This window comes from Nocardioides thalensis (assembly GCF_013410655.1).
In the GTDB taxonomy this organism is placed as follows: Bacteria; Actinomycetota; Actinomycetes; order Propionibacteriales; family Nocardioidaceae; genus Nocardioides; species Nocardioides thalensis.
Genome location: NZ_JACCFP010000001.1, coordinates 41,302 through 59,562, shown reverse-complemented (window position 1 = coordinate 59,562; position 18,261 = coordinate 41,302). Strand labels below are relative to the sequence as shown.

The window sequence follows — 18,261 nt, the reverse complement described above, 5'->3', positions numbered from 1 at the left end:
GCGGTCAGGGCGCGACCGCCAGGCGGTAGCCGCGCTTGACGACCGTCTGCACGCACCGGGTGCCGATCGCGGCGCGCAGCCGGGCGACGGCCATCTCGACGGCGTGCTCGGAGCCGGCCGTGCCCGACGGCAGGGCGGCGAGCAGGTCCCGGCGCGAGACCACGTTGCCGGGGTTGACGAGCAGCGCCTGCAGCACCGCGTACGGCGCCGGCGACAGCTTGATCTCGGCGCCGTCGAGCAGCACCTCGTCGCCGTGCAGCAGCAGGGTGTGGCCGGCGACCTCGAGCGAGGTGCCGGTCGCCCGCGACGGGAGCTCGACCTCGAGCTGCTTGACCATCGCGGCCAGGCGCGACCGCTCCGGGTAGACCGACGGGACGCCCCACATCTCGAACGCGGCGGCCGTGACGGGCCCGACGCACGACGCGACCACGTCGGCCTGGAAGGCGGTGATCAGCTCGTCGCGGCGACCGACCGAGGCGGCCGCCTCCATCAACGCCCCGACCGCGGGCGCCGCGGTGAACGTCACCGCGTGCACACGCCGCTCGGCGACCTGCTCCACCAGGTCGAACATCGGCTCGACGTCCTCGGCCGTCACGACGCGGTAGACCGTGACCGTGGTGACCTCGGCGCCGAGGCGGCGCAGCGCGTGCGCCGCCATCGACAGCGACTGGCCGTGCTCCTGGACCACGATCCGCTGGCCGGTGAGGTCGCGGCCGCGGAGGTGGCCGAGCACGTCCTCGAACTCCTCGGACTCGGGGGTCCAGAGCTCGCGGAGGCCGAAGCGGCGCAACGCACCGACGCTCTTCGGCCCTCGCGCCAGGATCTCGGCGCTGCCGAGCACGGCGAGCAGGTCGTCGAGGAGTCCCCACCGCTCGGCGGCCTGGAACCACGACTTCATGCCGATGCCGGTGGTGGCGAGGAAGATGTCGACGTCCTGGCGGAGCACCGCCTCGGTGGCGGCCCTCAGCTGCTCCTCGTCGATCTGGTTGGGGTCGACGGACAGCGCGGGGGCGTGGACCACCTCGGCGCCGCGTCGCTCCAGGAGCGCGATCTGCTCCTCCGCGCGACGCGCGGCGGTCACCCCGATCCTGAAGCCGGACAGGGGGAGGTCGCTCACGGCTCGATTGTCTCGCGCTTCGGGCCCACTTCGACAACTCCGTCGTCGACCCGCACCTCGTAGGTGGGCACGATCACGGCCGGGTCGTCGAGACAGGCGCCGGTGCGGAGGTCGAACGGCTGCTTGAGCAGCGGGCTCGCGACGAACGGCACCTCCTCCTCGCCGACCGTCTTCGTGCCGACGATCCCGCGGGAGAGCACGGAGGCCCGCCCGAACGGGTCGTAGTTGGACAACGCGAAGACGCGGTCGTCGTACGTCCGGAAGACCGCGACGGCCTCGCCGCGGACGAGCGCGGTGACGCCGCCCTCCCGGTCGATCTGGTCCAGCCGGCAGACGGTCTCGTACGCCGTGCCGGCGCTCACGTCGTTCATGTCGGTCGTCGTGCTCATGCCGGGCCTCCCACCGGAATCGTCGCACCGAGCGACACGGGGCCGTCGGTGAGGTCTGCCTGGATCTGGCCGCGCTCCTCGCGGAAGGAGATGTTGGGGTCGGGCGTGCCGGGTGCGTTGACGAAGGACACGAACCGCGCCATCTTCTCCGGGTCCTCGATGGTGGCCTTCCACTCGTCGAAGTAGGAGTCGACGTGCTGCGCCATCGCCGCCTCGAGCTCGGCACCCAGGCCCAGCGCGTCGTCGACGACGACCTCGCGGATCCGGTCGAGCCCGCCGATCGCGTCCATCCAGTACGACGTCCGCTGCAGCCTGTCGGCGGTGCGGATGTAGTACATGAGGAACCGGTCGAGGTAGCGGATCAGCTCGTCCTTGGTGAGGTCGCCGGCGAGCAGCTGCGCGTGCGCCGGGATGGCGCCGCCGTTGCCGCAGACGTAGAGGTTCCAGCCCTTCTCCGTGGCGATGATCCCGAAGTCCTTGCTGCGGGCCTCGGCGCACTCGCGGGCGCAGCCGCTGACGCCGCCCTTGAGCTTGTGCGGGGAGCGCAGGCCGCGGTAGCGCAGCTCCAGCTCGATCGCCATGCCCACCGAGTCCTGCACGCCGTAGCGGCACCAGGTCGAGCCGACGCAGGACTTCACGGTGCGCAGGGACTTTCCGTAGGCGTGGCCGGACTCCATGCCGGCGTCGACGAGCCGCTTCCAGATCGCCGGCAGGTCCTCCATCCGGGCACCGAAGAGGTCGATCCGCTGGCCTCCGGTGATCTTGGTGTAGAGCCCGAAGTCGCGGGCCACCTCCCCGATCACGATCAGCTTGTCGGGCGTGATCTCGCCGCCCGGGATGCGCGGCACCACCGAGTAGGTGCCGTTCTTCTGGAGGTTGGCGAGGTAGGCGTCGTTGGTGTCCTGGAGCACCTTGTTGGAGCCGTCGAGCACGTGGTGGTTGAGCAGGCTCGCCAGGATCGAGGCGACCGTCGGCTTGCAGATGTCGCAGCCCCGGCCGCGGCCGTGGCCGGCGACCACGTCGTCGAACCGGTTGTAGCCGTGCACGGCGATGACCTCGAACAGCTCCTGCCGGGTCATCGGGAAGTGCTCGCAGAGCGACCTGTCGACGGTCTTGCCGGTCGCGGCGAAGTAGTCCTCGACGATCTTCTTGACGACCGGCTTGCAGGACCCGCAGGTCGCGCCGGCGCGGGTGTGCTTGGTGACGCAGACGGCGTCGGTGCACGGGCTGCCGTCGTTGAGCTCGGACCCGTCGGCGACGGCGTCCTTGATCTGCGCCTTCGTGACGTCGTTGCAGGAGCACACCTGCATCTCGTCGGGCATGTCGAGCTCCAGCCCGCCGCGCGAGGCGGGGAGGATCAGCTCCTCCGGGTTGTCGGGGAGCTCCATGCCCGAGCTCACCATCGGTCGCAGGATGCCGTAGGCCTCGGCGTCGCCGACCAGCACGCCGCCGAGCAGCCGCTTGCCGTCCTCGCTGATGACGAGCTTCTTGTAGACGCCGGAGACGGCGTCCTGGTAGGTCAGCTCGAGCGCGCCCTCGGTCTCGCCGTGGGCGTCGCCGAACGAGGCGACGTCGACGCCGAGGAGCTTGAGCTTGGTGGACATGTCGGCGCCGGTGAACTCGCCGTCGCCCGCCAGGAGCCGGTCGACGACGACCTCGGCCATGTCGTAGCCGGGCGCCACCAGGCCGTACATCCGGCCCTGCACCGCGGCGCACTCGCCGATCGCCCAGATGTGCTCGTCGGAGGTCCGGAGGGTCCCGTCGACCAGCACGCCACCGCGCTCGGCGACGTCGAGCCCGGCGGCCCGGGCCAGGGCGTCGCGGGGCCGGATGCCCGCCGAGAACACGACGATGTCGACGTCGAGCGGGTTGCGGTCCTTGAGCGCCAGCTTGTCGACCCGACCCTTCTTGTCACCCAGGAGTGACTGGGTCATCGCACCGGTGTGCACGGTGAGGCCGAGCTTGTTGATGTGCTGGTTGAGCGTCTTGCCGCCCAGGTCGTCGATCTGCACGGCCATGAGGCGCGGGGCGAGCTCGACGACGTGGGTCTCGACGCCCAGCTGGTGCAGCGCGTTGGCCGCCTCCAGCCCGAGCAGGCCGCCGCCGATCACGGCGCCGACCTTCGCCTTCTTCGAGGCATCGCGGATCGCCTCGAGGTCCTCGATCGTCCGGTAGACGAACACGTTGCCGAGGTCGGCGCCGGGCACGGGCGGCACGAACGGCGCCGCGCCGGTGGCGAGCACCAGCTCGTCGTAGTGCAGGTCCTCGCCCGTCGCCAGCGTCACGATCCGGTGCCGCGGCGAGATCGCGACGACCTCGGTGCCCAGCCGCAGCGTGACCCGCGGGTCGTCGTACCTCCCCGAGGGCAGGAAGCTGAGCGCGTCGGCGCCCGCCTCGAAGAACGAGGTCAGCGCCACGCGGTCGTACGCCGGCCGCGGCTCCTCACCGATGACGGTGATGTCGTAGGTCTCGGTGAGGCCGCGCGAGATCGCGGACTCCACGAACTGGTGGCCGACCATGCCGTGGCCGACGACGACGAGCTGCTTGCGGAGGTGCGGTGCCATCACTTGATCCCTTCCAGGGCGGACCGTTCGGCCAGGAGCTGGCGGACGGTCGAGGCGCAGCCACCGCATCCGGTGGTCGCGCGTGTCGTCTCGCGGGCCTGCTCGTAGGAGGAGTAGGCCCTGATCGCGCCGGCGGTGACACCGGCGCAGTTGCAGACCTCCGCGTCGTCGGGGAGCTGCACGGGCTGGGCGGATCGCTCGACCAGGAGCAGGTCGCCGGGCTCGGTCGGGCCGAGCACCGTCTGCCGGTCGTAGTGCTGGGTGACCAGGCCGATCCGGTGGAGGTCGCCGACGAACGCGCCGGCGACGATGCGGCCGTCGCGGACGACCAGCTTGCGGTGGGAGCCGCGCACGGGGTTGGACATCTCGACGACGTCGCCGCCGTCGAGCGTCTCCCGCTCGGGGTCGCCGAGCACGGCGACGTCGAGCCCCGTGGCGCGGAGCCGCGCGACGATGCGGCTGCCGTCGTACTTCATGGGCTCGTCGCTGAGGACGCCCGCCAGCACGGACGCCTGCTCCCAGGCCGGCGGCACGAAGCCGGTGACCCGGCCCTCGTGCTCGGCGCAGTCGCCGATCGCGAACACGCGCTCGTCGGTCACGCTCGCGAGCCGGTCGTCGACGACGACCCCGCGCCGGACCTCGAGCCCGGCCTGCCGGGCGAGCGCGGTCGACGGGCGGCCGCCGGCGGTGAGGACCACCAGGTCGGTGTCGAGCGTGAACCCGTTGTCGAGCCTCAGGTTCACGCGTCCGCCGGCGTCCTCGAGACGGACAGCCCTGGCGCCGGTGTAGACCGCGACGCCGAGCTTCTTCAGGTCGCGGGCGAGGATCCTGCCGGCCGCCCGGCCGAGCTGCTGGTGCAGCAGGTGGTCGGCGCCCTCGACGATCTCGGTGTCGAGGCCGCGGGCACCGAGCGCCCGCGCCACCTGGAGCCCGAGCAGGCCGCCGCCCACGACGACCGCGCGGCGGGGTCGCGACACACCGGCCGCTCGCTCCTCACCGCCGGCACTCGACCACCGAGAGGGATCGATGGCGTCCAGCAGTCGCTCGCAGTCAGCAAGGCTGCGGAACGCGTGCACGGCCTCGTGCAGCGAGCCGTCCATCCGCACCAGGCCGCGGATCGGCGGCAGGGTGGGGATGCTGCCGGTCGCGAGCACGAGCGCGTCGTACTCGACCAGCGTGCCGTCGACGAGCATCACGTCGGAGTGGTCGCGGTCGATCTGGAGGACGCGGCTGCCGAGCCGCAGGTCGATGCCGTGCTCGGCGTACCACTCCTCGCCACGCAGGGTGATCGCCTCGGGCCGGTGGGTGCCCTCGAGCACGGCGGACAGCAGGATCCGGTTGTACGGCGCCGCGGCCTCGTCGCCGAGGACGGTGATGTGGTGCGTCTCGTGGGCACCGCGGGCCACCAGCTCCTCGACGAGCCGGGTGGTGGCCATGCCGGAGCCGACGATCACGATCCGCTTGCGGCTCACGTCGTCACCTCCGCGGCGCACACCTTGAACTCCGGCATCCGGCTGGACGGGTCGAGCGCGTCGTTGGTGAGGCGGTTGGCGCCGACCCAGTGGAACGGCACGAAAACCGTGTCGGGGCGGATCGTGGTGACCACGCGGGCGGGCGCCTTCAGCTCGCCGCGGCGGGTGCGCACGACGACCGGGTCGCCGTCGTGGGCGCCGACCCGCGCGGCGAGCATCGGGTGCAGCTCCACGAAGGCGCCGGTGTCCGGGAGGTCCTTGATGCGGCGGGTCTGCGCGCCGGACTGGTACTGCGCGAGCACCCGGCCGGTCGTGAGGTGCAGCGGGTAGGCGTCGTCGGGCTGCTCGGCGGCGCCGGCGAACTGCTGGACAAGGAAGCGCGCGAGCCCGTCGGGCGTGGGGAAGGAGTCCGCGAACATCCGCGGCGTGCCGGGGTGCCCCGGGGTGGGGCACGGCCAGAAGACGCCCTTCTCGTCGCGGATCCGGTCGTAGGTGATGCCCGCGTAGTCGGCCTTGCCGCCGGCCGACGCCCGGCCGAGCTCGGCGAAGATCTCCTCCGGCTCGGTCGAGAACGGCACCGGCGACCCGAGCCGCTCGGCGAGGCCGGCGATCACGTCGAGGTCGCTGCGGACGCCGTCGGGGGCGGCCACGGCCTGCTCCCGGAGGATGACCCGGCCCTCGAGGTTGGTCATGGTGCCGCGCTCCTCGGCCCACTGCGTCACGGGCAGCACGACGTCGGCCAGCGCGGCGGTCTCGGACATCACGATGTCGCACACGACGAGCAGGTCGAGCGCCTCGAGGCGCTCGGTCACGTGGCTCGCGCGCGGCGCGGACACGACGATGTTGGAGCCGAGCACGAGCAGCGCCTTCGGCCCTGTCGGGGTGCCGAGCGCGTCGAGCAGCTCGTACGCCGACCGCCCCTTGCCGGGCAGCGAGGCCGCGTCGACGCCCCAGACGCGGGCGACGTGGTCGCGGGCCGCGGGGTCGTCGATCATCCGATAACCCGGCAGCTGGTCGGCCTTCTGGCCGTGCTCGCGGCCGCCCTGCCCGTTGCCCTGGCCGGTGAGGCAGCCGTAGCCGGAGAACGGCCTGCCCGGCAGCCCGAGCGCGAGCGCGACGTTGATCCACGACAGCACGGTGGCGGTGCCCTGCGCGTGCTGCTCGGCCCCGCGCGCGGTCAGGACCATCGCCCGGTCGGCCTCGACGAGGAGGTCGACGAGGTGCCGCAGCTCGGCGGTGCTCACGCCGGTGACCCGCTCCACGCGCTCGGGCCACCACGCGGCGACGCTGCGCCGTACGTCCTCCCAGCCGGTGGTGCGCGCGGCGACGTAGTCGTCGTCGATCGCGCCCTGGGCATCGAGGAGGTGCAGCACGCCGAGGGCGAGCGCGAGGTCGGTGCCCGGGACGGGCTGGAGGAAGAGGTCGGCGCGCTCCGCGGTCGAGGTGAGCCGCGGGTCGATCACGACGAGCCGGCCGCCGCGCTCGCGCAGCCGGTCGAGGTGGCGCGCCGCGGGCGGCATGGTCTCGGCCAGGTTGGAGCCGACCAGCACGACGAGGTCGGACTGCTCGACGTCGGCGAGCGGGAACGGCAGGCCGCGGTCGACCCCGAACGCCTGGTTGCCGGCGCTCGCCGCGGACGACATGCACCAGCGCCCGTTGTAGTCGATCTGGGAGGTGCCGAGCGCGACCCGGGCGAACTTGCCGAGCTGGTAGGCCTTCTCGTTCGTCAGCCCGCCGCCGCCGAAGACGCCGATCGCGTCCTTGCCGTGCGCGTCCTGGAGCCCCCGGATCCGCGCCGCGACGAGGTCGAGCGCCTCGTCCCACCCGGCAGCCCGCAGCTCGCCGGTCCCGCGGTCCTTGACCATCGGCGTGGTCAGCCGCTCCCGGCTGCCCCGCAGCCCGGCGGCCGTCCAGCCCTTGCGGCAGAGGCCGCCCTCGTTGACCGGGAACTCGTCCCACGGCAGCACCTCGAGCGCGCCGCGCCCCTTCTGCTGGAGGCGCATGCCGCACTGCAGGCTGCAGTAGGGACAGTGCGTCTCGGTCATGGCACCTATTCCATGTCGCGGGCGTTTCGCCCCTGCTTCGTCGTTGTCAACGAGGACGTCAACTTGTCCTCACAACCTCACGTCGCCGCCGACCGGCACGGTCGGCGCGCCGAACCGGCACGGTTGGTTGCCCGAACCGGCAGGGTTGGCGCGCCGAACCGGCAGGCTCAGACGCCGACGTACCCGCTGTCGGTCCTGCGCTTCTTCAGGTAGACGGCGAACGTCACCGCTGCGCACACGACGTAGAAGGCGGTGAAGATCCAGAACGCGGCCTTGGTCGCGGCCAGCGGCTCGGTCACCCACGGGCTGTTGAACGAGATCGGGATCAGGAACCCGCCGATCGCGCCGACCGCGCCGATGATGCCGACCGCGGCGGAGGAGAGCTTCGTGCCCTCGTGCAGCGCCAGCTCCCGCTCCGGCGAGCCCTCGGCGGTGTCGCGCATCGCGTCCTTGCGGAAGATTGCCGGGATCATCTTGTACGTCGAGCCGTTGCCGATGCCGGTGCAGAAGAACACGAAGACGAAGATCCCGAGGAACTGCGCGAACTTGTCGCCGTTCGCCTCGACGGCGGCGGCCGACGTCGCCGGCACGAGCTGGCCCAGCGTGAGCACGATGCCGAGCGTCCCCGTCATCAGGCCACAGAACGCCACCACGGTGACCCGCGCACCGCCGTACTTGTCAGCGAGATAGCCACCGAGCGGGCGCGACAGGGAGCCGACGAGGGCGCCGAGGAAGGCGTAGAACGCGAAGTTGATGCCGGTGCCGACGACGTCGGGCGAGGGCTGGTGCCAGAAGTTGAGCTTGATCAGCAGGGGCATCGCGGCGGAGTAGCCGATGAACGAGCCGAACGTGCCGATGTAGAGGAACGCCATGACCCACGTGTGGCGGTGCTTCACGACGGCGAGCTGCGACTTGGTGTCGGTCTTCGCGCCCTCGAGGTTGTCCATGAAGAAGAACGCGGCAACCACCGCGGCGACCGCCAGACCGGCGTACACCCAGGCGGCGCGCTCGAGGTGGATGCCGCCCTCGCTGGCCTTGACCAGGCCGAAGATGCCGGCGCCACCGACGATCACGGGCAGCGCGAACTGGATGATCGACACGCCGAGGTTGCCGCCGGCGGCGTTGAGACCGAGCGCGGCGCCCTTGAGGCGGGCAGGGTAGAAGAAGTTGATGTTGGCCATCGAGCTGGCGAAGTTGCCGCCACCGAAGCCGGCGGTCGCCGCGATCAGGCAGAAGGCCCAGTACGGCGTACCCGGGTTGGTCACCGCCCAGGCGAACCCGAGTGTCGGGATCAGCAGCAGGCCGGCGCTGATCATGGTCCAGTTGCGACCGCCGAACTTGCCGACCGCCAGCGTGTAGGGGATCCGGATCAGCGCGCCGACCAGGTTGGGGATCGCGACCAGGAAGAACAGCTGCTGCGGAGTGAACGAGAAGCCCTGCGCGACCAGGAACGCCGACGACACCGACCAGATCAGCCACACGGAGAAGCCGAGGTGCTCGGCGAAGATGGACCAGACGAGGTTGCGCTTGGCGACCTTCGCGCCGCCCTCGGTCCAAAACTGCTCGTCCTCGGGTCGCCAGTCCGAGATCCAGCGGCCGGCCTTGCGCTTCTCGGCGACGGCGACGTCGCTCGGGGGCGCGACGACGCTGTCGCTGCTCGGGTTGGTGACGGTCATGACGACTCCTCGTGGCACGGATCGGTTCTGGTAGCTCCGATCGTGTGCGGCGCACGTTTCGTCGTGTTACGGCCGTGAGTCGCCCTTGCGTCAACTTGTCCTCACGCGCTCACGATCCTCACCGGCTCACTGCCCGGCTGTCTGCCCGGCTGACTGGTCGGCTCACTGCGGGTCGTCGCCGAGGGGCGTGATCACCCAGTCGACGTCGAGGTCCTCGTTGGGACCGTCGACCTCCCAGCTGCCGATGATCGTGCGCTGGGTCGGGTCGAGCGGGATCGGGTCGGGGCCACCGTTGGTCGCGGCCCACTCCTGGAACGTCTCGATCTCCTGGTGCGACCCGCCGGCGCAGGTCGCTGACCGCAGGCCCTCACCGCCGACGACGACGTCGAGCCAGTACTGCTCGCGAGCGGGGACGACCATGCCGAGGTCGGCCGAGAACCCGCTGTCCAGGGTGCCCTCGTGGGTGTAGGTGCAGGAGGCGTAATGACCGCTCACCTCGAACGTGCCGTGGCCGGACTCGTACTGCCAGAGCGCCGAGGTGTCCGGGTTGCCGACCCGGACGAGGATCATCGTGGCCTCCCAGTGAGCGCTCATGGCGGAGTCGTCGTGCACCCGCGTCCGGGTGCCTTCGAGGTGCAGCTGGTAGCGCTGCGGGAGCAGGGAGCCCCGGCAGGAGACCTTCACCTCGGCCTCGCAGGTATCGGGGTCCTCGGGAGTGTTGGCGGTCGTGCCCGGCGAACCGCCGTCGCAGCGGTCCCGACCCGCGCCGCCGACGCAGCCGTCCGCACCGTCACCGCCCTCGAGATCGAGGTCGTCGCCACCCTCGCCGAAGAGGTTGTCGTCGCCGGAACCACCGTCGATGTGGTCTTCGAAGTCCGACCCCAAGATCCAGTCGTTGCCGGCGTTGCCCTCGAGCAAGGTGCCCTCGAACCGTGTCTCGAGATGATCGTCGCCCGATCCGCCGGACAGTCCCTGCCCCGCGTCGCCGGCGACGAGGGTGTCGTCGCCCGCCTCTCCGTGGGCGAAGCCGCCGGCTCCGCCGCCGGGACGAAGCGTGTCGTTTCCGTCTCCGCCGCGGATCAGGTCGCTGCCGGGGCCGCCGTCCACCTCGTCGTCACCGGGTCCACCGTCGACGTCGAGGTCGTTGTCCCCTCCGGCCTCGACGTGGTCGTCACCTGCGCCGGCCCGGATATTGTCACTGTGGTCGCCGCCGATGATCGTGTCGTCGCCGCCACCACCGACCAAGAGGCTGCCGTCCCTCGTCGTGGACAGGACGTCGGGCCCGGGACCGCCTTCGAGCACGGCGTGATCGCCGCGCCCCACGACGACGTCGGCGCCGCCCTCCCCGTCGTAGTAGCCCCCGTCGTCGTTGCCGGCGATGATCCGGTCGTTGCCGGCGCCGCCGCAGACGTGGTCGGTGCCACCGTGGCCGAGGACCTTGTCCTTGCCGCCACGCGCGAGGATCACGTCGTCGCCGTCGGTGCCGCGGATCGTCTCGGACCGATCGGTGCCGACGATCGTCACGGTCTTGCCCCCGCACTTCGGCGCGGGGCGGGCGTCGGCAGCGACGTGGAGGCCCGCCGGAGCGAGGAGTGCGAGCGCGGCGACGATGGCTGCCGCGAGTCGGGCGGGGCGGAGCGCGGTGAGAGGGGTTGCGGTCATGTGCCGATACTCGGCGCGGCCGCTGGTGCTGCGCTTGTCGCTCGCTGGTGCTGCCGGCGGGTGGGGCGCCGCCGGTGGTTGAGGTGCCGCCGGTGGTTGAGGTGCGACGAGCGCAGCGAGGAGCCTCGAAACCTCCGGCGGTCGGCTGTGAGGTCTCCTGTGGTTGCGGTTCAAGCGGCTGGGCACGAGCGAGGTGGTCGGTTCGTCGCGGTCGCTTGTCGGGCGTCATGCAGCCGGAGAAATTCCCTCACTTCGGTGGCTATCACTCTTGTCTCTCGAACATTTGTTCGATAGGATGAGCGCATGACCGCCACCACCGCGCTCGACACGGCCGCAACCGCGGTCCAGGCGTGCGCGGACCTCGCCGGCGGGCAGTGGGACCAGGTCGAGGACTCCCTGCTTCCTGAGGCCGCGGTGGCGATCGCGAAGATCCGCGCGTACGCCGACGCGGCCCTGGTCGAGGTCGCCGAGCAGCTGGAAGCCACCGGCGCCGCCGACAAGCTGGGCTGGGCCACGACCAAGGACTTCCTCACCCATCTCCTGGGCGGCCACAAAGGCGCCGGCGCGACCTACCTGCGCGTGGCCAAGCAGACCGCCGACCTCCCCCACGTGCGGGAGGCGATGACCAACGGGGAGGTGTCCCTGGCCCAAGCCAGCGTGATCGGGTCCAACGTGGCGAAACTCCCCCACGTCGACGACCTCCGGCAGGCCGCCGCCGGCAAGCTGCTCGAGCTGGCCGTCGGTGAGCAGCGTGATGCCACCGACCTCGACCACGACATCACCGACGTGATCCACGACCTCGACCCCGACGGCACCCTCCTGGCGTGGGACACCGAGAAGGACAAGGCCGAACGCTCCGCCCACCGCGCCCGGTTCCTCACCTTCACCAAGGACAAGCTCGGCGGCTACAAGATCAAGGGCTACGGCACCGCCGAGGACACCGAGCTCGTCAAAACCGCCCTCATGCCGCTGGCCGCGCCGATCACCACCGAGCCCGGCGCCTGCGGCGGCGAACCCGACGCCAAGAAATGGCGCGACCCCGTCACCGGGCAGGCCATCACCCACGGGTGTCCCGACCCCGACTGCCGCCACGACGGGAAGGATCCCCGCGAGTCCGGCGCCCGCCTCTTCGACGCCCTCGTCGAAGCAGCCCGCCGCCTCCAAGCCACCGACTCACTACCCCACGCCCACGGCACTTCTGCCCGGATCACCATCACCACATCTCTCGACGCGTTGACCACCCGCCTCACCGAGACCGGGCACCTCGACAAGCACATCGACACCGACGGGCTCCTGCCCTCCGGCGACCGGCTCTCCGCAGCCGCGGTACGACGCCTGGCCTGCGACGCCGAGATCATCCCCACCATCCTCGGCACCCCCGGGCAGATCCTCGACATCGGCCGCACCACCCGCACCGTCCCCACCGCCATCTGGAACGCCCTCGTCCTCCGCGACCGACACTGCGCCTTCCCCGGCTGCAACCGCCTCCCCATCGCCTGCGACGCCCACCACATCCACCACTGGGCCGACGGCGGCACCACCGCCCTGCACAACCTCATCCTGTTGTGCCGCAAACACCACACCGCCATCCACCACACCCCCTGGACCGTCGCCATCGACGACGACACCGGAAAACCCGTGTGGACACCCCCACCACCCATCGACACCAGCAACCGATGGTCCTTCACCCCCGCCCGAGCCAAACCTCCCGGCCGCGCCGCGTGAGTTGATTGGATTCCCGGTCGGGCGCTGAGGCCCGCATCGCGCTCGTCGACTGGCTTGGGCCGGCGGCGGCCTAGGATTCGTTACGTGGACCACCCCGTGGGCCTGGCACGCGGAGCGTTGGAGCTCCGCCCGTACAGCGCGGAGTGGCCTCGCTCGTTCGAGCGTGAGCGATCCAAGCTCCTAGCGAATGTGCCGGGCATTCTTGAGGTCGAGCACATCGGAAGCACATCGGTCCCAGGTCTCGACGCTAAACCGATCATCGACATGCAGGCGTCGCTGCCGTCGTTCGATGGTTGGTCGGCCGTGGTTCCCCTACTCGTCGAGCATGGGTACACCTACATGGCCGAGCGCGTGTACGACCGCAGGGTCTTCCTCCCGAAAGGGCCTGAAAAGCTGCGAACCCATTACTTGTCATTGATCGAAGTCGACACGGCTGAGTCGCGACTCCGCCTGCGGTTCCGGGATGCACTCAGATCTGATGCAGCGCTTCGACGTGAATATCGGGACCTCAAATGGCGACTCCTGCGCGAACACGCCGGCGACCGGCCGGCGTACACCGCGGCCAAGGCGGCCTTCGTAGCACGAGTCCTCGGTACCAACCCATAGCGCGTGACTGCGCGACGCTTACTGTCGGCGCGTGAAGGAGAACAACCCAGCTCTCGCGCAGATGATCCACAACACCGATCTCGCGACGTGGCTCGTCCGCGTCGCCGGGAAGGTGCTCGGCATCCTCTTCATATGGCCCCTGATCGCCGCAGTGGTGGTGTTCGTGACCGAGGAGCCCGGCTTCATCGCTCTTGGGGCGTTCGCCAGCGCGCTGCACGTTCTCCTCGTCCTCAACGGCGCAGTCGCTCCGATGCCTTCGGAGTACACGGTGCGTGTCCTGGAGGACGACGACCAGGCCTGACCGCGCTCACTGCGGCACCGACGCCGCCTCCCGCTCGACGAGCCGTCGCACGGCCTCGATGCCGAGGAAGAAGAACTGCGCGGGCTTCTCGCTGACCGACGTCTTGAGCTCGACCAGCGGGCCGCGCTCCGCGCCGAGCCGGTCGAGCAGGGCGACCGAGGCCTGGTTGCGGGCGTCGGGCTCGAACACCAACCGCCGCATGCCGGGGATCCCGGCGGCGAAGGCCAGCCCGGCAGCGACCACCTCGGTGGTCCGGCCACGCCGGGCCGGACCGTCGTCCAGCAGGAGGTGGATGCCGACGTCGCCCGGGCGGCGGTCGTAGAAGCGGCCGATCTCGTCGACGAACGGGTCGTAGGTCTGGAGGATGCCGACGGCCTCGCCGTCCACTTCGAGCGCGTTGGCCGTGAGGTGGGGCTGCGCGTCGATCCAGGAGTAGATGCCGGCCACCTCCTCGACCGTGAGGCCGCGCATGCCCCAGAACCGCGCCCGCTCCGCCGTGGTCCAGGCGTGCAGGGCCGCGGCGTCGCCGTAGGGGTCCGTCGGCCGTACGACGACCGCGCCCCGCGTGAGCAGGTGCGGGTTGTGGACCCGCACCTGCCCGCCCATGGCCCAGGTCGCCTGCTGGTCGTGGTGGTGCGGCGATCCCGGGTCGCCGGACGCGCCGAGCGGGACGACCCAGAGGCTGTCGTTGGACGGGGAGAGGTCCCAGACGTAGCGGGCGACCGGGCCGTGCACCGCCACCCCCGTGCCGCCGGCCGCGCGGGCAGCGAACACGCAGTCGTCGTCGCCGGGCAGCGCGACGGCGGGCGGCCGGGCTCCAGACGGCGGCTCGAGCCCGAACTGCTCGTGCGGGGTCAGCGGCCAGGCGAGGTGGCTCTGCCCCCAGGAGCCCGGGTCCGCCGCCGCGACGTCCTCGAGCGCCGACGCCACCGCCGCCACGGGGTCGGCGCCGAACGGGCGCGCGCCGTCGCGGCCCGCCTTCAGGAGCGCCGGCAGGCAGAGCCGCAGCCGGGCGCGGAGGTCGAACCACGGCGCCAGCAGGTCACCGTGCGGGCACGCGTCGGCCCCGATCAGCAGGGGAGCCTCGGCGATCCGGTCGACGACGCCCTCGCGCAAGGCGGCGAACAGAGCAGCCTCGGCGCTACCGACCGCCATCTCCCGGGCCCAGGCGAGAACGCGCTCCCGCGCCGCGCGGGCCTTCTCCGGCAGCGCCGCCGGGTCGAGCCCGGCCACGGTGTCGAGGAGGGACGCGCCCGCCACCTGACGTACGTCGGCGAGCACCCAGCTCAGCGAGGACGCAGCGATCGGCCCCTCGTCGGCCAGGTCCTGGACGAGCTCGGCGATCCGGTGCGCGCGGTGCGGCGGGGCGAAGTCGCTGCCGATGGCCGCCCACGAGGCGTCGGCGCGATCGTTGGCCGTGACCAGCACGTCGCCGTTGCGGCGCGGGAGCGGGTCGACCCAGCCCATCCACCCACCCTCGCGATCGCGCGCCGGCACCCGGCCGACCACGTGGTGCTCGACGCCGCCGGCGGAGTCGGCGACCAGCAGGTTGTTGACCGGCGAGACCCAGTGGCCGAACGCCTCCACCACGTCGGACGCGGCGCGGGAGCGCAACAACGGCAGCAGCGCAGCGAAGCCCGCGTCACCGAGCTCTCGCGTCGGCGTGCGCACCTCGAGCGTCACCGGGTCGACGTCCTCGTCGTCCGCGACGGCGTTGGTGATCCCCCACGCGACAGCCCCGTCACTGTGCGCCGCCCGCCCGAAGTGCTGCACCCCCGGCACGCCGGGGAAGCAGAAGCCGGCAACGTCGAAGGCGTCGTCGGGATCGGTGCAGACAAGGCGCACCTGGGCGTAGCAGCCCGGCGCTTCCAGCAGCCGGTGCGGATCGCCCGCGATGAGCGGGAGCCCGCTCTGGGTGAGGGTTCCCGCGACCGCGACCGCGTTGCTGCCGCCCGGCAGGCCCTCCACCGCCAGCAGCCCGAGCCAGCGATCGACCTCGCCGTCCGCGACTCCCACGCGGGCCGCGTTGCGCTCGACCACCGACCGCACGTGGTGCTTCCACAGCTTCCCGGGGAAAGCCGAGAAGACCACGTGCTGCCCGAGGAAGACGGCCAGCGGCGTCCACGGCCGCCACTTCTCCTCGAGCACCTCGTTCAGCCCGGCGACGTGGGCGTCGACGAAGGCGCGGCTCTCGTCGTCGAGCCCCGCGTAGGCGCGCTGCGCCGTACCGACGAGGTCGGCGCGCCCGACCAGCTCGTCCCACTCGGCCGCGGCGTCGCCGAACAGCTCGGTGCAGGTGCCCTCGGCCCGGTGCCGCTCGACGGTCAGCTGCCACGCGCGGTCCTCGGCGATCGCGCGGCCCTGCTCGTGTGCGACCTCGAGCACGGACGCTCCGGTGACCGTCGGGATGCCCCAGCGGTCGCGCGTGATCACGACGGTCGGCCGATCGGGTTGGCGAGCGTGCCCGCGAAGATCAGCGACTCCGCCTGGTCGGCGAGGTCGACCATCTGGAGGGTGTTGCGCAGCTGGAGCCGGTTGAGGCACGAGTGCCGGAACCGCGGCCGCAGGAGGTCGTACGACGCCGCGGCCTCCGCGAGCTCCGGGTGGTCGGCCGCGTGCTGCTCGACGCACTCGCGCACCAGCCCCCAGAACTCCTCACCCGCAAGCACGCCGTCCTCGTCGAGGATCGCGGCCAGGAACCGCAGCACCCCGTCCATCACGTCGGTGTGCACCGCGAGCGCCTTGACGTCGTCGGGGAACGTGCCGCGGATCCGCTCGACCTCCGGCGGCAGCGGCACCCGATCGGCGGTCGTCATCACGGCGACCTCCTCGCCGATGTCCTTCATGAAGGCACCGACCGGCACGTGGTCGCGCATCCGCAACACCAGGTTCTCGCCGTGCGGCATGAACGCCAGGTCGTAGGCGTGCAGGCAGTGGACGAGCGGCCGCAGGTAGGCGCGCAGGTAGGACCGCACCCAGGTCGCGGCGTCCACCGGGGAGGCCTTGATCCAGGCGGTGACGAGCGCGTCGCCGTCGGCGTCGCGGTGGAGCAGCGCCGCCATCGTCGTCAGCCGCTCGCCCTCGGCCAGTCGCGGCACGGGGCTCTCGCGCCAGAGCGCCGCGATCATCTTGCGGTACGGCGACGGCGCCGCCAGCCGGTGGAACGCGTCGCCGGTGTAGCCGATCGCCGCGACCTCGCGCAGCACCTCGAATCCGCACGATCGCAGCTCCGCATCGCGGTGGACGGTGTCGGCGACCCAGTCGTTGATGGCCGGCGTCGCCTCCATGTAGGCGGGCGAGAGGCCCCGCACGAAGCCCATGTTCTGGATCGCGAGCGCGGTCTTCACGTAGTGCCGCTCGGGCCGGCTGGAGTTGAAGAACGTGCGGATCGACTGCTGCGGCCGGTGGTCGTCGGGCCCCTCGCCGAGGTGCACCAGGTCGCGTCGGGCCACGTCGGGCGCGAACGTGATCGCGAGCTTGTTGCGCCACTGCCACGGGTGCACAGGCAGGAACAGGTAGTCCTCAGGGTCGAGCCCGAGTCCGGTCAGCCGCTCCCGGAACGCGTCGCCCGTCCCAGGGGTCAGCTCGCCGGCGTACAGCTCCTCCTCGCTCTGGTCGGCGGCGAGCGAGAGGCGCGTGAGCTCGCGGCGGGCGGCGACCCAGTGCATCCGCACGGCCGCGCCGGCCTCGGGCGCGTAGGCGCGGTAGTCGTCGAGCCCGAAGCCGATCCGCCCGTTGTTGGCGACGAACGCGGGGTGCCCCTCGGTCATCGCCGCCTCGATCTCCTGGTAGTCCGCGTCGACGAGGTCGGCGACCGGCACCCGCCGGTGCCGCAGCTTCCACGCCGCGGACGCGAGCGTGGAGGCGATCTCCTCGAGGTACGTCGGCAGCAGCTCGCCGGGAATGCCGAGCACCGGCGCGAGCTGGGCGATGAACACCTGTACGTCGGGCGCCGGCTCGATCGACGCCGGGTCGACCACCCAGTGCTCGAGCGCGTGCGTGCGGGCGCGGAACGTGTACGTCGTCGCGCCCACCTCGAGCGCGTAGCGGCCGTCGCCGGTGGGCGCCGGCGCGACCAGCCGCTCGTGCGCGTACTCCGCGATCGCCTTGGCGACGAGGTGCCGCTGCGCGAGGTCGAGAAGCTCGGGGGTGAGGTGGTCGACCTCACCGGAGCCCACCCAGTCCTGCCGGGCACAGATCGACAGCATCGCCGTCTTCCCCGGCACCGCCACCTCGCGCACCTCGACGAACCCCGCGGCGACGTTCTTGGCGCGGATCGCACGGTTGCGCACGTCCGGCTCCACCACCACGCGCAGCACCGACGGATCGGCGAAGCAGCGAGCCATCACCGCGCCGAACACCCGGGTCGTGAACCCGGGCACCGACTCCCCCTCGGGCGGCGCGACCAGCACGTGCATGCCGAGGTCGCCCGGCCGCAGCTCGGAGAAGCCCGCCAGCGGCGAGTGGTGCGGGTCGTAGGTCTCCATCAGGAACGCCGGCGCGCCGTCGACGTACCCCAGGAACGCGTCGTGGCGCGGGTTCGCGGCGATCCCGGCGTACTCCTCGCGCACCGCCTCGACGGTGGCGTCCTGCATCATCCAGAACGCCGAGCGGGGATGGGTGACCCACCGATGCAGCAGCTCGGCGTCGCGGGCGGGGTCGACCGGCTCGAACGTGATCGGCTTCGAGGCTCCGTAGCTCACG

The 18,261-nt window shown here is 71.7% G+C and carries 12 protein-coding genes; 3 read left to right on the top strand and 9 right to left on the bottom strand.

Annotation, left to right across the window (positions count from 1 at the left end):
- Positions 1 to 4: 4 nt before the first annotated feature.
- The 7 genes from HNR19_RS00260 to HNR19_RS00230 form a co-directional block, all read right to left on the bottom strand.
- Positions 5 to 1,117 (bottom strand): uroporphyrinogen-III synthase, encoded by a 1,113-nt coding sequence (locus HNR19_RS00260; protein ID WP_179666011.1) that lies wholly within the window; start codon positions 1,115 to 1,117, stop codon positions 5 to 7.
- On the bottom strand, positions 1,114 to 1,506 hold the full coding sequence (nirD, locus tag HNR19_RS00255; RefSeq protein ID WP_179666010.1) for a nitrite reductase small subunit NirD: 393 nt from the start codon (positions 1,504 to 1,506) through the stop codon (positions 1,114 to 1,116). The genes HNR19_RS00260 and nirD overlap by 4 nt, the downstream gene beginning before the upstream one ends.
- Complete coding sequence (gene nirB / locus HNR19_RS00250) at positions 1,503 to 4,070, bottom strand: nitrite reductase large subunit NirB (RefSeq protein ID WP_179666009.1); 2,568 nt, start codon at positions 4,068 to 4,070, stop codon at positions 1,503 to 1,505. Before nirB ends, nirD begins: the two co-directional genes overlap by 4 nt.
- On the bottom strand, positions 4,070 to 5,542 hold the full coding sequence (locus HNR19_RS00245) for an FAD-dependent oxidoreductase (RefSeq protein ID WP_343046976.1): 1,473 nt from the start codon (positions 5,540 to 5,542) through the stop codon (positions 4,070 to 4,072). Before HNR19_RS00245 ends, nirB begins: the two co-directional genes overlap by 1 nt.
- Complete coding sequence (locus HNR19_RS00240) at positions 5,539 to 7,587, bottom strand: molybdopterin oxidoreductase family protein (RefSeq protein WP_179666008.1); 2,049 nt, start codon at positions 7,585 to 7,587, stop codon at positions 5,539 to 5,541. Before HNR19_RS00240 ends, HNR19_RS00245 begins: the two co-directional genes overlap by 4 nt.
- Before the next feature lie 167 nt (positions 7,588 to 7,754).
- On the bottom strand, positions 7,755 to 9,263 hold the full coding sequence (locus HNR19_RS00235; protein ID WP_179666007.1) for an MFS transporter: 1,509 nt from the start codon (positions 9,261 to 9,263) through the stop codon (positions 7,755 to 7,757).
- A gap of 162 nt (positions 9,264 to 9,425) precedes the next feature.
- Complete coding sequence (locus tag HNR19_RS00230; RefSeq protein ID WP_179666006.1) at positions 9,426 to 10,925, bottom strand: calcium-binding protein; 1,500 nt, start codon at positions 10,923 to 10,925, stop codon at positions 9,426 to 9,428.
- Between the two features lie 303 nt (positions 10,926 to 11,228).
- Between HNR19_RS00230 and HNR19_RS00225 the strand changes: the two genes are divergently transcribed.
- The 3 genes from HNR19_RS00225 (at position 11,229) to HNR19_RS00215 (ending at position 13,557) form a co-directional block, all read left to right on the top strand.
- Positions 11,229 to 12,650, top strand: coding sequence for an HNH endonuclease signature motif containing protein (locus tag HNR19_RS00225; RefSeq protein WP_179666005.1), 1,422 nt, complete (start codon positions 11,229 to 11,231; stop codon positions 12,648 to 12,650).
- An 84-nt stretch (positions 12,651 to 12,734) separates the two neighbouring features.
- Positions 12,735 to 13,256, top strand: coding sequence for a GrpB family protein (locus HNR19_RS00220; RefSeq protein WP_179666004.1), 522 nt, complete (start codon positions 12,735 to 12,737; stop codon positions 13,254 to 13,256).
- Between the two features lie 31 nt (positions 13,257 to 13,287).
- Positions 13,288 to 13,557 (top strand): hypothetical protein, encoded by a 270-nt coding sequence (locus HNR19_RS00215; protein WP_179666003.1) that lies wholly within the window; start codon positions 13,288 to 13,290, stop codon positions 13,555 to 13,557.
- Between the two features lie 6 nt (positions 13,558 to 13,563).
- Here the strand turns inward: HNR19_RS00215 and HNR19_RS00210 are convergent, their stop codons facing one another.
- Together HNR19_RS00210 and HNR19_RS00205 are read right to left on the bottom strand one after the other, a co-directional pair.
- Complete coding sequence (locus HNR19_RS00210) at positions 13,564 to 15,990, bottom strand: GNAT family N-acetyltransferase (RefSeq protein WP_179666002.1); 2,427 nt, start codon at positions 15,988 to 15,990, stop codon at positions 13,564 to 13,566.
- Positions 15,987 to 18,260, bottom strand: a complete 2,274-nt coding sequence (locus HNR19_RS00205; RefSeq protein WP_343046975.1) for a GNAT family N-acetyltransferase — start codon at positions 18,258 to 18,260, stop codon at positions 15,987 to 15,989. Before HNR19_RS00205 ends, HNR19_RS00210 begins: the two co-directional genes overlap by 4 nt.
- Position 18,261 lies beyond the last annotated feature (1 nt).